A 13,608-nucleotide genomic window follows, 5' to 3' on the forward strand; every position below is an offset into this window, starting at 1 on the left:
GGATGGAACGGATCTGTAGTGCAACGAAAGGCAGCAGCCCGTGATCTTTATTGTGGTCAAGTTCAACGTCAAGCCCGAGTGGTCCGAACGGTGGCTGGATTTGGTGGCCGACTTCACCAAGGCGACCCGCGAAGAGCCGGGCAACCTGTGGTTCGACTGGTCCCGCAGTGTGGATAACCCCAACGAGTTTGTCCTGGTGGAAGCCTTCCAGGACGACGCTGCCGAGGCGCACGTCAACAGCGATCACTTCAAGAAAGCCATGGCGGACATGCCGCAGGCTCTCGTGGAGACCCCGCACATTATCAGCCGCCAGTTCGAAGGCAGCGGCTGGGACCGCATGGGTGAGCTCACCATCGCGTAGGGGCTGGGCCGCTGGGCCCGCTAATCCTCGCTGTGCAGCTCCCGCTGCCGTGCGCTGAGCAGCTCGAACTCAGGCCGGGCGGCCACGAACCGTTCAACGGCGTCGAGCACTTGTTGGAGATGCGCGTGATCCGGGGCCACCACAGCGGCTCCAACCAGCGCCCGACGATGCTGGTCCTGAAGCCCGGTTTCGGCAGCAGAGACCTCGAAGCGCCGCTTTAGCTCGGCTACCAGGGGCCGCAGCAGCGAGCGCTTCTCCTTGAGGCTATGGACATCGCCCAAAAGGACGTCGAACTCAATCCAACCGATCCACATGAATTCATTATCGCCGCAGGTCAGGGCGGTGGACCACTGTGGAGTTGATGGAATCTTGAGCCAACTCAGGCCGCGGCGCCCACTGAAGGAGCAGCCCTCCAATCGTCGTCCTGGCCTACCCGCTGGTGGTGGGTGGGGCGGTGTCCCTGCTGTTCGGCAACGCCATGATGATCATCGTCTCCGGCCTGGCTACCTTGCGTCGCCACGGATGGCGGATTGCGATCTTCGCGTTGCTCGGCATATCACGACGACGGTCACTGGGTTGGGTGAGGGACCACACCGTATCTTGAGCAAATCTTGAGCAAACACAGCATGCAGGTTGAGGAAGCCCGGCGACACTGAAACTCAAAGGCACAGGATGACCAGCTGAGGGGGTTGGCATGGAGCTCGATGCATTCTCGGTAAGAGTAGCTCTGGGCGTGGTCACCGTGACGCTCCTGATGCTGTTCTGTACTTCCTTCCACCGAACCCGCTCGCCGTACGCAGGCTGGTGGAGCCTGGCCTTGCTCGAGTTCATGGCGGGCAACGCCGCCTTCCTCCTCAATGGAACCCCCCATCAGGTGTGGGCAAACCCCGTGGGCAACGTCCTCGTGGTGGCAGGTGCCTTCAGCGTGTGGGCCGGGGCGAAGACCCTCCGGGACCGGAAGGCCAAGCTGTGGCAGCTGGCTGTTGGTCCTGCCGTCACCGCTATCGCATCCTTTCTGGAAAGCCCCGGGAACAACGTCTGGTCCGGTGGATTTGTCTATCTGGCCATGATGACCGTGGGCATAGCCTTGGCCGCCTATGACCTGTGGTTCATCAAGTCTTCCCACTCCCAAGTCCACAGAGCCCTCTCCATAGCCGCAGGCCTGCTGGCCGCCTACTACCTGGGACGCTGGGTGGTTTATGCGTTGGAAGGACCGGCCAGTTACACGTTCCGCACGTACTTTGGGCCTGGACCTTCAGCCCTCATCTCCATGGTCCTCCTGGTCACCGTTTCCTTCAGCATGACGGCCCTGACCAGCGACCAACTCATCAAAGGCCTTCGCGAACGTGCTACCCGCGACCACCTGACAGGGCTCCTCAACCGCGGAGCCTTCCTTGACCTTGCCACCACTGAACTTGACCGGTTGCATTCAACGGGTTCCGGGGCAGCTGTTATCCTGGCCGATCTGGATCACTTCAAGGCCGTTAACGATGAACACGGCCACGGAGCCGGGGATGTGGCCTTGCGCGCCTTCGCCGAAGCATGCTCAGCCTCGGTGCGGTCCACGGACCTCATCGGACGCTATGGCGGGGAAGAATTCGTTCTCTTCCTGCCGGGGGCAACACAGGACCGAGCAGAGAACATCGCAACCGAAATCAGCCGCCGAATGGCAGAATTTCCAGCCCCTGGCGGCGTGGTGTTTCCCACCATCAGCTACGGAGTGACGTCAAGCATTCCCGCGTCCGCTGACCTCAGTTTCATGATCGAGGTAGCTGACGCAGCCCTTTACAGCGCAAAGGCGCAAGGGAGAAACAGGATTGTAGGAGCCGACCGCCCGGAGGCGGCCACTATAGCGGATGAGGCACGATCATGACCCTAAACGAACTCACCACCCGGATTCAGATTCAGCACACCCAGGAGCTGTCCGTCTTCCGCCAGAGCATCACCAGTGCCCCCTATAAAGCCGGGACAGCCACCACGCTGAACGCTGACCGCCGCTCCGTCAGGATGGGCCCCGTGCAGTCGGTGGAGGACAGCAACGCGAACCTCACCATAGTGGCCGACGTCGAAGGCCTGGCCTGGTTCACCGCGGACAAAGGACTCCTGGGCAGCTGCATCACAGTCTCGATTGCGGGCCACCGCAGGAACACCGGCACCCGGGTGCACCTCCCGCTCGCCGAATGCGATGCCTGGATCGAGGCCATCGTCGGAGGGGCCTGGATCCCCCACGTCTACCGTGCCGGCAACAAAGTTGAGCCGGATGGAAGGTTGGATGTTGCCTCCTACCGGCTCTTCCTGGACGAACGCCGCAACCCCGTCTCCAAGCCCCAGGCTGTTGCCGACTCAACGTTGCGACGCCTGGAAGAGTCGTGAGTGCCACGAAGCCCCACAAGCTTCTCTCCGTCGATTCGCGGATCCAGAAACTGGAGTTACACGTCCAGGCCCTGATGACGGAACTCCATCTTGCCCGGTATGAACAGCGCCGGGACGCTCTTACCGATCCACTCACCGGGCTCGGCAACCGCCAGGCCTTGGAGAATGCCTTCTCCGAAGCCCAGGCAGCTGCTGCCAAGGGTGCCGTACCCCCTGCCCTGCTCCTCATGAATCTGGACGGTTTCAGGGCACTGAAGAACTCCGCAGGCCATGCCGCGGCGGACCAGATTCTGATCACCGTCGCCATGCGCATCCGGTCAGCCGTGCGGGAGGACGACGTCGTCACCCGCCTGGGTGGGGACGAATTCGCTGTGCTGTTGCCCGCCACCGCGCACAGCCGGGCCACCGCCGTCGGGAACCGCATCCTGGCCGCGCTGGAACCGAACATAGACCTCGGGAACAACAGCATCCGCTGCGGCGCCAGCGTCGGCCTGCGCACCGCGGAGCCGCATCACAGCATCGAGGACCTTCTCCAAGAGGCCGATCTGGCCATGGAAGAGTCCAAGAATGAGGGCCGGAACAAACTCAAAGTGTTCGATCCCGCAACCCTGCATGCACGGCTGCTGCAGCGGCAGATCGTGGGCGAACTCCGCGAAGCCATCCGTTCGGACCAGCTGGTCCTTTACTACCAGCCGATCGTGGAGCTCGCCACCGGCAGGATCGAGGGCTGCGAGGCTTTGGTCCGGTGGAAACACCCCGTCCATGGCCTGATCATGCCGGACCAGTTCATCCCCGTTGCCGAGGCCACCGGCCTGATCGCGGAGTTGGGCAGATGGGTCCTGCGGACGGCCGTGGGCCAGTTGCGGCGGTGGCGGGATGCCCCGGCCACCGCACACCAGGACTTCTCCATGAGGATCAATGTCTCTGCTGCCGATCTCCAAAGCCTGGAATTCGTGGACGACGTCAGTCAGGCATTGGCGGGGCAAGGCGTGGCCCCGGAATCACTGGTGCTGGAGCTCACCGAGAGTGCCATCATCCACAACAACGAGCTTGACCGTTACACCCTGGCGAGCCTGCACAGGCTCGGTGTGGGGCTTGAGATCGACGACTTCGGGGCCGGCTACTCGTCCATGGGATACCTGAGGAAACTGCCCGTAGACCGGGTGAAGGTGGACCGACAGTTCGTGAAGGACCTGGGCAAAGATCCTTCACAGCTGGACTTCCTGGCCGCAATACAGCAGGTCATCCGCTCCTGCGGCTTGGAGGGTGTGTGGGAGGGGATTGAGACCTCCGAACAAGCAGAAGCGCTCCGGAGCATAGGCTGCGCGAGCGGGCAGGGCTACTACTTTGGCAGGCCGTTGCCGGAGGCCGAGTTCACCGAACAGCTGATGTTGCTGCGGACCTGGCCGGGCTAAAACCTTATGAGAAGGCAAAAGGCCCCTGCACACGTCCTGGCGGACGCTCGCAGGGGCCTTTTGGCATAGCTTCTTCTAGCCGAAGTACTTCGGCAGGGTGCCTTCGTGTGCTTCGCGGAGAGCGTCCAAGGAGAGCTCGTCCACGCCGTTGATCTCCAGCTTTCCACCGGCAGCGTCAACAACGCCGATCCGGAGGTGGGCGAAGCCGCGGGCCGTGCACATGTCCTTGAAACGGACTTCCTCGGAGCGCGGTACGGACACGATGGCCCGGGCCTGCGTTTCGGAGAAGAGTGCCGTGAACAGGTCCACACCGTCGCGCTCCATGAGCTCTTCAAGGGCGATGCGTGCGCCGACGCCGTAGCGCAGCGAGGACTCCACCAAAGCAGCCGCGAGGCCACCTTCGGAGAGATCGTGTGCTGCGTCAACCATGCCGTCGCGGGAAGCGTTGATCAGGATCTCGCCCAAGGCGCGCTCTGCTGCGAGGTCCACCTTCGGCGGCAAGCCACCGAGGTGTCCGCGGAGGTTGGACCATTCCGAACCATCCAGCTCTGCTGCGGTGGTGCCCAGCAGGTAGATGGCCTGGCCGTCCTCGCGCCAGCCCGACGGCGTGCGGCGGGCGACGTCGTCCAGCTTGCCCAGGACTGCCACCACAGGGGAGGGGTGGATGGGCGTGGTGCCGGTCTGGTTGTAGAGCGAGACGTTGCCGCCGGTTACCGGGATACCCAGCTCCATGCAGGCGTCTGAGAGGCCACGGATGGCTTCGGCCAGCTGCCACATGACATCCGGGTCCTCGGGGGAGCCGAAGTTCAGGCAGTCGCTGACGGCCATCGGAACAGCACCTGAGGTGGCAACGTTGCGGTAGGCCTCGGCCAGCGCCAGCTGTGCACCCTGGTAGGGCTCGAGGTAGGTGTAGCGGCCGTTGGCGTCGGTGGCCAAGGCAACGCCCAGGCCGGTTTCCTCGTCAACGCGGACCACGCCGGCATCGTCCGGGAACGCCATGGCAGTGTTGCCGCCAACGTAGCGGTCGTACTGCTTGGTGATCCAGGCCTTGCTGCACATGTTGGGCGATGCCACCAGTTCGGTGACGGCTGCAGCCAGCTCGGTGGGAGCCGACGGACGGCCTGCGTCCTCCACGGAACCGGTGAAGGCGTTGGCCTGCACAGAGTCCTGCCACTCCGGGCGGGCGAACGGACGGTCGTAGACCGGGCCGTCGTGCGCAACGGTGCGGGGATCGACGTCGACGATTACTTCGCCTTCCCAGGTGATGATGAGGCGGCCGGTATCGGTGACCTCACCCAACCAGGAGTACTCCACGGCCCACTTGTCCATCACAGCTTCGAACGCTGCGATGTTCTCCGGGGTGACCACGGCCATCATGCGTTCCTGCGACTCGGACATGAGGATCTCGCCAGGGGTCAGCGTGGGGTCGCGGAGCAGGACCGAGGTTAGCTCCACCTCCATACCGCCGTCGCCGTTGGACGCGAGCTCGGACGTGGCGCAGGAAATTCCTGCAGCGCCGAGGTCCTGGATGCCTTCAACCAGCGAGCCCTTGAAGAGCTCCAGGCAGCACTCAATGAGGACCTTCTCAGCGAAGGGGTCGCCCACCTGGACGGCCGGACGCTTGGAGGGCTTGGTGTCATCGAAGGACTCCGAGGCCAGCACCGAAGCGCCGCCGATTCCGTCGCCGCCGGTGCGCGCGCCGAACAGGACAACCTTGTTGCCCTTGCCGGATGCGTTGGCCAGGCGGATGTCCTCGTGGCGCATGACGCCTACGGCGAGTGCGTTCACCAGCGGGTTGCCCTGGTATACGGAGTCGAACACCATTTCGCCGCCGATGTTCGGCAGGCCCAGGCAGTTGCCGTAGCCGCCGATGCCGGCAACAGCACCGTGCATGACGCGGGCGGTGTCCGGGTGGTCGATCGCGCCGAAACGCAGCGGGTCCATCACGGCAACCGGGCGTGCGCCCATGGAGATGATGTCGCGGACGATGCCGCCGATGCCGGTAGCGGCACCCTGGTACGGCTCAACGAACGACGGTGAGTTGTGGGACTCGATCTTGAACGTCACGGCCCAGCCGTCGCCCAAGTTGGTGACGCCGGCGTTCTCGCCGATGCCAACCAGCATGTCCTTCTTCATTTCCTCGGTGACCTTCTCGCCGAACTGGCGAAGGTGGTTCTTGGAGGACTTGTAGGAGCAGTGCTCGCTCCACATGACGGAGTACATGGCCAGCTCGGCGCCGGTGGGGCGGCGGCCGAGAACCTTGACGATCTCGTCGAATTCGTTCTGCTTCAAGCCCAACTCGGCCCACGGGAGTTCCGTGTCCGGGGTCTTGGCAGCGTGCTCAACGGTGTCGATGTTGAACTTCTTGGTGGTTTCCGTGGTCACTTGTCGCCTCCCACAATCTTGGTCAGTACGGAGGTGAAGAAGCCCAGGCCGTCGGTGTCGCGGGGCTCTCCGGCGGAGCCGGACAAGCCAGACTCCGGGCCGAAGCCGGTCTCCACAGCGTGCTCGGGGTGCGGCATGAGGCCCACCACGTTGCCCGCGGCGTTGGAGATGCCCGCGATGTCGCGGCGGGAGCCGTTCGGGTTGAAGCCCACGTAGCGGAACACCACGCGGCCCTCAGCCTCAAGGGCATCCAGGGTCTTCTCGTCAGCGATGTACTGGCCGTCCTGGTTCTTCAACGGCACAATGATTTCCTGGCCGTCGGTGTAGTCCACGGTCCACGCAGTGTTGGCGTTTTCCACGCGCAACGTCTGGTCGCGGCAAATGAACTTCAGGTGGTCGTTCTTGATCATGGAGCCGGGCAGCAGGTGCGACTCGGTCAGGATCTGGAAACCATTGCAAATACCCAAAACCGGGAGCTTTGCGTCCGAGTTCGCGGCATCGATGATCTTGGACATCAACGGAGCGAAGCGCGAGATGGCACCGGCGCGGAGGTAGTCGCCGTAGGAGAAACCGCCGGGGATGATGACAGCGTCAACATCGCCCAGTTCGGTGTCTGCATGCCAGAGCGAAACGGCGGTGCCGCCTGCAAGACGCACTGCACGGGCGGCGTCGCGGTCGTCAAGGGTGCCGGGGAAGGTGACGACGCCGATTTTGGCGCCGGCCAAGCGGGGTTCTGCGGCGACGGCGACAGCCTCGCCAATCAGGGGGATCGACGTCATATCAGGCCTCGACGACCTCGACGTTGACAACATCCTCGATCACCGGGTTGGACAGGAGGGTCTCGGCAGCTTCGCGGGCCTGGGCCAGGATAGCGTCGGTCACCTCGCCGTCGACGGTCAGTTCGAAACGCTTGCCCTGGCGGACTGCGCTGAAGCTGTTGAAGCCGAGGCGGGGCAGTGCACCCACGATGGCTTTCCCCTGGGGGTCCAGAATCTCGGGCTTGGGCATGACGTCAACGACGATCCGGGGCATCCGGTAACTCCTGTGCGTGAGTTGGGTGAACCTTAAATAAGGCTGCCGCGGAGGTGCCGTCTCACGCCGTTCAGCCGCATTCAAACAGCGTCTTGAACACAGGGTTAAACACGGTGGTGAACTGCAATGTTTGAACGGCATGGGGGGCGCTCCGCGAGCTTGCACACCTATTCTACCGGGAGCGGCGCACATACCCTATTCAGCCGGATTGCGCGAGGACACCCCGCCGCGGCGGAGGAAATTGGACCAGATGAGGGCCCGACGGCGGCACTTTCGCCGGGTGGTTCGCGTCACTAGGATTGCGGCATGGCTGAGAAACCGAAATCGATGGTGCTGGGCGTTGTGGCCGCAGCCGTTTTTGCTGGTTTGGGCCGGATGGTCATTCAGAAGATCAGGGCGGATCGGGTGGCGAGAGACAATCGCGTGACGGCGCCTCTGGACGCCGAAACACGTGCCAAAATCAGTGATGCCCTGCGAACTCCCCGATAATCCTCCGGGCATTAGCGCACATACAAATGCGCTATTCGAAGAGGTTAAAGGGCGTGATTCGGGCGTAGCTTGGGTAATACACGCGGGGTTTAGCCTCAGTATTATTCAGGATCCAACCAGGAGGAACAATGACCGAACACATTGCCGAAGTATCCGCCTGTAGCGTTGGCAGCTGCGGATTCAACCATGACGGCTGCACAGCCTTTGGCATCACCATTGGTGGCAGCCAGGATCACGCTTCCTGCGCAACGTTCATTGACACCAATGCCATGGGCGGCCTTCCCAAGGTCCTCGCCCACGTTGGTGCCTGCCAGCGCTCCGAGTGCGTCCACAACAACAACCTCATGTGCGAGGCACATGACGTCAAGGTGGGTCCCGGCCGCGAAGCTGCAGACTGCCTGACGTACGAGCACTCCTGATCTCTACCACCTACCAAAAGGGTCCCCGCCTCGGTTAAGGCGGGGACCCTTTTTGTGGTTCGTTATTTCTTCTTGGCCGACGTGGACTTGGCTTCCTTGGGGCTGTCCGCGTCCTTCATTTCCTGTTCTGCCGTGGCTTGGATCAGGGCCATCAATTCCGGATCAAGGCCGGGCGCAAATTCTTCCTTGCGTTCCGGTGAGACCGTCATGGGGAACCCGTCGGGCATGACGTCGGTGCTCAACTCGGTTCCGTCGTTTGACGGAGAAGCTCCCCGGTAGAGTTTGCCTGCTTCGCTGAGATTGTCAGCGCTGAAGGTGTACTGGATGCTCTGCAGTCCCTTGTCCAGGAGCTTCTTCACCTCCGGGAACTGCTCGGCGTTGGTCTTGGGTATGGGCAGCAGCTTGCCCCAGTTCACACCCAGACTCTCCAATGCCTTGGCATACGCATTCTCGTGCGCCTGGTCCCGGACAATCAGGTACGCGATGGTGGAACGCGCGGTCTTGTTGTCCGTCATTTCGTAGATGCGGCACTTTTGCAGCCTGCCCGTTGACTCCAACATCAGGTTGTAGAGCAGGTCCAGCACCAGGTTGCCGCTGTTGTAGACGTACGAGCCGCTCCACGGGTTACCGGCGGCATCCACAGGCAGGGCACCTTGAGCGCCCACCAAGTAGTGGTGGATGTTGCTGGTGTCCAGTGCGATCTTCAAGGGAGTAGATCCCCCTGCGCCCGGCTGGTCCACGGGATCGGACTTCTTGCCCTGATAGCGGGGTGAGCCGTCAAGGAGCTGGGAAATGGTGGTTCCGATGAGCTCCACATGGCTGATCTCTTCAGTGCCGATGCCCTGCAGTAGATCCTTGTACGGTTTCGATGCCGCGTCACCCCGGAAATTCATGCTCTGGAACAGGTATTGCATCATGGTGCGCATCTCGCCGAACTGGCCGCCCAGGCCTTCCTGGAGGGCATTGGCGGCTGCAGGATCCGGCTCGTCGGCGGCGATTTCATTGATGAGAAGCTGGGTGTGCAGGTACATACGTTTCCTCACGTTGTCTCATGCTCTGTGTGGGATGGAAACCCTCTGCTGGCCACCCCGGACTCACATACCATAAGCATGCTTACTATTCGGAGGCAACGAAATCCTGTGAGGAATTGGATCCCGTGAGGAAAAGGGGTGGGATCTAGCCGGCCACTTGGTTGGTGAGCGGCTTGCCTTCCTTTAGTGCGGTGACGTTCTCTGTGACCAGGCGAGCCGAGCCTTTGGGTCGGTTGCCTGCAACGTGCGGCGTGATGATCAGGTTGGGGGCGGCCCATAGCTTCGAGTCGGCCGGTAGGGGTTCAACCTTGGTCACGTCCAGTGCCGCTACGCGCAGGCGGCCCTCGGTAAGCGCTGCAAGAAGCGCGTCCTCGTCCACGGTGGCGCCGCGGCCTACGTTCACAAAGATGGCCGACGCCGGCAGGGACCGCAGGATCTCCTCGTTGAGAGAGTCGGTGGTGTCCGCCGTGGCGGGAAGGATGGAAACCAGGACGTCGGTGGCCTGCAGGACCTCGGGCAGTTGATCGGTGGAAACCACGGGGAAGCCATATCGTTCGCCCGCGGAGTTCGCTACGCCGGTGACGTCAGCGCCCAAGGCCGCCAGCAGGGGAGCGAGCCGCCCTGCAATGGAACCGAAACCCCAGATGGTGACCTTGGCGCCGTCGAGCGTGTAGAGCTGTTCCGTTGCCGGGTCCGACTGCGCTGCGTTGTAAGGCTGGTTCCAGGTGGCAGCCTTCTGGGACTCCTGCAGGACATCCATGCGGCGCACGGCTGCCAAAACCAGTGCCAGTGCGTGTTCGGCCACGGGGCCGTCGTGGAGCGAGCGTCCGGAGGTAATGGCCACGCTGGACGCAAAGCCGGCGGAGAGAACGGAGTCGGGGCCGGCCGCGAGTGTCTGCACCAACCTGAGATGGGGCATCGAGCGGGCGGCGTCGGACAGATTGTCCGAAGTGTTCCGCCAGACAACCAGGACCTCGGCGTCCCGGTGTTCTGCGGGGATCGGCTGGTCCACCTGATAGACGAAGACCTGGTCCTCGAGGGCGGAGAGGTCCAGCTCGATGGTGTCCGGGACGAGAATTTTCACGGCAACTCCAGTGCTCAAGGGTGGGTGGTTTCGAGTTTGAGGCTACCGCTTTGCCCGTCCGCCAAGCGCGCTCCAACTTCATCTCTGGCAATGTGACGCTGAACACCTTAGGGTATGAGGACGTCCCTAGGTTGTAGGACGTTCGACGTAGCACGTAGCACCCACTCGAAAGGACCCTCGATTTGAGATCTTCATCCTTTGCGCGAACAGCAGCCGCCGGCGCCCTCAGCGCCGCCCTCCTGGCCGGGCTCGCTCTTCCGGCCACAGCTGCCCCGATTCCGCCCACCAACCCCGCAGCAGCGCCCGGTACATTCTCCGAAACCAACATCGGTGCAGACCGCACGGGTGCCAACTTTTTCTACCGGATCCCCGCTCTGACGTATCTGGGCAACAACGTGGTCCTTGCTGCTTGGGACGGACGTCCGGGTTCAGCGGCGGACGCTCCCAATCCCAACTCGATCGTCCAGCGTCGCAGCACCGATGGCGGCCGGACGTGGGGTCCGGTCACTGTCATAGCGGCCGGACATGTTGGTGATGCCAGCGGGCCGAAATATGGTTACAGCGACCCCTCCTATATCTATGACGCTGAAGCGGGCAAGGTATTCGCGTTTTTTGTCTACTCCAAGGACCAGGGCTTCGGCGGGAGCCAATTCGGCAACAATGACGCCGATAGGACCGTGATCTCCTCGGCAGTTATCGAGTCCTCAGACGGCGGCGTCACATGGAGCCAGCCACGGCTTATCACCAACGTCACCAAGCCGGGCACCAGCAAGACGAACCCTGTCGCCGGCGACATCAGGTCCAACTTCGCCTCCTCCGGGGAAGGTATCCAACTCAAATATGGCCAGTACAAAGGGCGCCTGATTCAGCAATACGCCGGCGATGTCCGCCAAGCAGATGGCACCAACAAGATCCAGGCCTACTCCGTCTACTCCGATGACCACGGCGCCACCTGGCACAAGGGCGCCAACGTCGGGGACCGCATGGACGAGAACAAGACCGTGGAACTCTCCGACGGCCGCGTTCTCCTGAACTCCCGGGACAACGCCAACCAGGGCTACCGCAAAGTGGCCATCTCCACGGACGGCGGCGCTACGTACGGTCCGGTCACCCAGGACACCGAGCTCCCGGATCCCGCCAACAACGGTGCCATCGCACGTATGTTCCCCAACGCGGCGCAGGGCTCAGCTGATGCAAAGAAGCTCATCTTTACCAACGCCAACTCCAAAACCGGCCGCGAAAACGTCTCGGCCCGCGTCTCCTGCGACGACGGCGCCACCTGGCCCGGCGTCCGCACCATCCGTTCCGGCTTCTCCGCGTACTCCACGGTGACCCGCTTGGAAGAAGGCAAGTTTGGGGTCCTCTACGAAGGCAACTACACGGACAACATGCCCTTCGCCACGTTCGACGATGCTTGGCTGAACTACGTCTGCGCCCCTCTGTCTGTCCCGGCTGTCACCACTGCGCCCGGTGCTACGCAGCAGGTGCCCGTGACCGTCACCAACCAGGAAGCCAGCACCCTGTCCGGCGCAACTGCCACTGTCTACACTCCCACTGGCTGGTCGGCCACCACGGTGCCGGTTCCCGACGTCGCACCCGGCGCGTCGGCAACCGTGAACGTGGCGTTGACGGCACCGGCCAACGCCAGCGGACCGCAAAACGTGAATGCGGCGTTCACCACCGCGAATGGCAGGGTTTCGCAGTTCACCTTCACCGCCACCGTGCCCGTGGCTCCGCAGGTGGGCCTGACCATCACGGGAACGGCACCTGCCCGGGATATGGTCGCCAACCCGTACCAAGTGGGCGATGTTCTCAGTTACTCGCTCAACGTCAAGAGCACTGCCAACGTCACGGCAAACGCGGTGCCGGTTTCCGGGACCTTCGACTCCGGGTTCCTTCCGCCGTCGGCCCCTAACTGCCGGTACAACAACCTGGCCGCAGGTGCCAGCTATAACTGCACCACCGCCAAGCACGTGATCACCGCGGCCGACATTGAGCGCGGTTACTTCGTGCCCGAGGCGAGCTTCAGCATCACAGCCAGCACGACGCCGTCGCTCACCAAAACGGTGCCGTTTACCGGCGCTGCGGTCGCCTTGCGCGACGGACTGCTGACAACCGATATCAGCGGGGCGCGTGCCGACGTCGGACGTGACCTTGCAACCCAGCCCTACGCGGCAGGTGACCAGGTCCCGTACACCTTCACGGTGAAGAACACGAGCCCGCTGGTGGAGAAGGTGGTCCCCACCGCCGGCAACTTCAGCCCGTTCCTGCCGGAAGGGCCGGGCAACTGCCGCTACAGCGTGCTGCCGGCCGGCCAGAGCTACCAGTGCGCCACCCCGCGCCACACCGTCACTGCCGAAGAAGCTGAGCAGGGGTTCTTCATTCCAAAGACCACCTGGGAAGTCAGCTCGGCGGGGCAGACCACCAAGATCATCACCGTGAATGGTGACCCGGTAGAGCTGAGGACCAAACCGGACACGGAACCGGCCATCGCGCGCCAGGAACTCGGCACGCCGGCGTTCGACCTGGGTACGGCAGAGAAATACCGGACGGGCCAGGAAGTGGTCTTGAACGGCCTTGACCATGGTCAGTGGTACTACCTGTACCTGAACAAAACGGGCTACCGCCTTGGCTGGAACTTTCCAGGGGCGGATAACACGGTGAAGTTCACGCTTCCCGCCGACGTGAAGAACGGCCGGGATGACGTGGTGGTCCTGGATCAGAACGGCGTGCAGGTCTCCTTTGACCGGATGCAGGTGACACCGAAGGGCTAGCTCATTGGCTCGGAAGTAAGCGGCGGACCGCGGTACTCTGCAGCGGTCCGCCGTTTGTCATTCCCTGACGAATCACCCTCGCTGTGACAAGACAAAAATCTTGAAATGTGCTGTATGTCATATTCGGCTCTCACTAGGTACTCTGTGACTCGGCTGGTTGCGCTGCTTTGACAAGAACTGTCAAAGGTTCAACCAACTTAAAGTTGACAGGCCTGGGCGATGGAGCCCGGTCCTCCCTCAGTGAA

General features: G+C 62.7%; 14 protein-coding genes. 7 read left to right on the forward strand and 7 right to left on the reverse strand.

From position 1 onward, the window contains the following. Positions 1 to 40 precede the first annotated feature (40 nt). Complete coding sequence (locus tag HAV21_RS07815; protein ID WP_166841277.1) at positions 41 to 361, forward strand: putative quinol monooxygenase; 321 nt, start codon at positions 41 to 43, stop codon at positions 359 to 361. A gap of 20 nt (positions 362 to 381) precedes the next feature. On the opposite strand, the gene HAV21_RS07820 is transcribed toward HAV21_RS07815, so the two are convergent. Continuing rightward, entirely contained in the window at positions 382 to 675 is a 294-nt protein-coding gene (locus HAV21_RS07820; RefSeq protein ID WP_142936781.1) for a DUF503 domain-containing protein, read from the reverse strand. A 115-nt stretch (positions 676 to 790) separates the two neighbouring features. Continuing rightward, positions 791 to 916, reverse strand: a complete 126-nt coding sequence (locus tag HAV21_RS22445; protein WP_279538999.1) for a hypothetical protein — start codon at positions 914 to 916, stop codon at positions 791 to 793. A gap of 139 nt (positions 917 to 1,055) precedes the next feature. Between HAV21_RS22445 and HAV21_RS07825 the strand changes: the two genes are divergently transcribed. The 3 genes from HAV21_RS07825 to HAV21_RS07835 are packed head-to-tail and all read left to right on the forward strand — an operon-like array spanning position 1,056 to position 4,149. After that, positions 1,056 to 2,234: a GGDEF domain-containing protein gene (locus tag HAV21_RS07825; protein ID WP_166841278.1), complete on the forward strand. Its 1,179-nt coding sequence runs from the start codon at positions 1,056 to 1,058 to the stop codon at positions 2,232 to 2,234. After that, a complete protein-coding gene (locus HAV21_RS07830) occupies positions 2,231 to 2,734 on the forward strand; it encodes a hypothetical protein (protein WP_166841279.1) in 504 nt (167 codons plus the stop codon). Before HAV21_RS07825 ends, HAV21_RS07830 begins: the two co-directional genes overlap by 4 nt. Beyond that, positions 2,731 to 4,149: a bifunctional diguanylate cyclase/phosphodiesterase gene (locus HAV21_RS07835; protein WP_166841280.1), complete on the forward strand. Its 1,419-nt coding sequence runs from the start codon at positions 2,731 to 2,733 to the stop codon at positions 4,147 to 4,149. Before HAV21_RS07830 ends, HAV21_RS07835 begins: the two co-directional genes overlap by 4 nt. Positions 4,150 to 4,224: 75 nt before the next feature. Here HAV21_RS07835 and purL read toward each other — a convergent pair whose 3' ends face one another. Genes purL through purS form a run of 3 tightly spaced genes read right to left on the reverse strand, consistent with a single transcriptional unit; the run spans position 4,225 to position 7,566 of the window. Further along, positions 4,225 to 6,534: a phosphoribosylformylglycinamidine synthase subunit PurL gene (purL, locus tag HAV21_RS07840; RefSeq protein ID WP_166841281.1), complete on the reverse strand. Its 2,310-nt coding sequence runs from the start codon at positions 6,532 to 6,534 to the stop codon at positions 4,225 to 4,227. Beyond that, positions 6,531 to 7,313 (reverse strand): phosphoribosylformylglycinamidine synthase subunit PurQ, encoded by a 783-nt coding sequence (purQ, locus tag HAV21_RS07845; RefSeq protein WP_166841282.1) that lies wholly within the window; start codon positions 7,311 to 7,313, stop codon positions 6,531 to 6,533. The genes purL and purQ overlap by 4 nt, the downstream gene beginning before the upstream one ends. Before the next feature lies 1 nt (position 7,314). Further along, complete coding sequence (purS, locus tag HAV21_RS07850) at positions 7,315 to 7,566, reverse strand: phosphoribosylformylglycinamidine synthase subunit PurS (RefSeq protein WP_011773385.1); 252 nt, start codon at positions 7,564 to 7,566, stop codon at positions 7,315 to 7,317. Positions 7,567 to 7,872: 306 nt separating this feature from the next. On the opposite strand from purS, the gene HAV21_RS07855 reads away from it, so the two are divergent. Together HAV21_RS07855 and HAV21_RS07860 are read left to right on the forward strand one after the other, a co-directional pair. Beyond that, entirely contained in the window at positions 7,873 to 8,055 is a 183-nt protein-coding gene (locus HAV21_RS07855) for a hypothetical protein (RefSeq protein ID WP_142936775.1), read from the forward strand. Between the two features lie 128 nt (positions 8,056 to 8,183). Continuing rightward, positions 8,184 to 8,474: a DUF1540 domain-containing protein gene (locus HAV21_RS07860; RefSeq protein WP_142936774.1), complete on the forward strand. Its 291-nt coding sequence runs from the start codon at positions 8,184 to 8,186 to the stop codon at positions 8,472 to 8,474. Positions 8,475 to 8,536: 62 nt separating this feature from the next. On the opposite strand, the gene HAV21_RS07865 is transcribed toward HAV21_RS07860, so the two are convergent. After that, the gene (locus tag HAV21_RS07865; RefSeq protein WP_142936773.1) at positions 8,537 to 9,505 is read right to left on the reverse strand and encodes a manganese catalase family protein; all 969 of its coding nucleotides are present in this window, start codon (positions 9,503 to 9,505) and stop codon (positions 8,537 to 8,539) included. A gap of 145 nt (positions 9,506 to 9,650) precedes the next feature. Beyond that, the gene (locus HAV21_RS07870) at positions 9,651 to 10,589 is read right to left on the reverse strand and encodes a phosphoglycerate dehydrogenase (RefSeq protein WP_166841283.1); all 939 of its coding nucleotides are present in this window, start codon (positions 10,587 to 10,589) and stop codon (positions 9,651 to 9,653) included. Between the two features lie 182 nt (positions 10,590 to 10,771). Between HAV21_RS07870 and HAV21_RS07875 the strand changes: the two genes are divergently transcribed. After that, positions 10,772 to 13,363 carry an exo-alpha-sialidase gene (locus HAV21_RS07875; protein ID WP_166841284.1) on the forward strand — a complete coding sequence of 864 codons (2,592 nt, stop codon included), beginning with the start codon at positions 10,772 to 10,774 and terminating at the stop codon, positions 13,361 to 13,363. Positions 13,364 to 13,608: the final 245 nt, after the last annotated feature.

This window comes from Paenarthrobacter sp. MSM-2-10-13 (genome assembly GCF_011605365.1).
Lineage (GTDB): Bacteria > Actinomycetota > Actinomycetes > Actinomycetales > Micrococcaceae > Arthrobacter.

Bases quoted from the DNA above. Each gene is read 5' to 3' on its own strand.
- HAV21_RS07820 (WP_142936781.1), bottom strand. From the start codon at position 675: ATGTGGATCGGTTGGATTGAGTTCGACGTCCTTTTGGGCGATGTCCAT.
- HAV21_RS22445 (WP_279538999.1), bottom strand. From the start codon at position 916: ATGCCGAGCAACGCGAAGATCGCAATCCGCCATCCGTGGCGACGCAAG.
- HAV21_RS07825 (WP_166841278.1), top strand. From the start codon at position 1,056: ATGGAGCTCGATGCATTCTCGGTAAGAGTAGCTCTGGGCGTGGTCACC.
- HAV21_RS07830 (WP_166841279.1), top strand. From the start codon at position 2,231: ATGACCCTAAACGAACTCACCACCCGGATTCAGATTCAGCACACCCAG.
- purQ (WP_166841282.1), bottom strand. From the start codon at position 7,313: ATGACGTCGATCCCCCTGATTGGCGAGGCTGTCGCCGTCGCCGCAGAA.
- purS (WP_011773385.1), bottom strand. From the start codon at position 7,566: ATGCCCCGGATCGTCGTTGACGTCATGCCCAAGCCCGAGATTCTGGAC.
- HAV21_RS07855 (WP_142936775.1), top strand. From the start codon at position 7,873: ATGGCTGAGAAACCGAAATCGATGGTGCTGGGCGTTGTGGCCGCAGCC.
- HAV21_RS07860 (WP_142936774.1), top strand. From the start codon at position 8,184: ATGACCGAACACATTGCCGAAGTATCCGCCTGTAGCGTTGGCAGCTGC.
- HAV21_RS07865 (WP_142936773.1), bottom strand. From the start codon at position 9,505: ATGTACCTGCACACCCAGCTTCTCATCAATGAAATCGCCGCCGACGAG.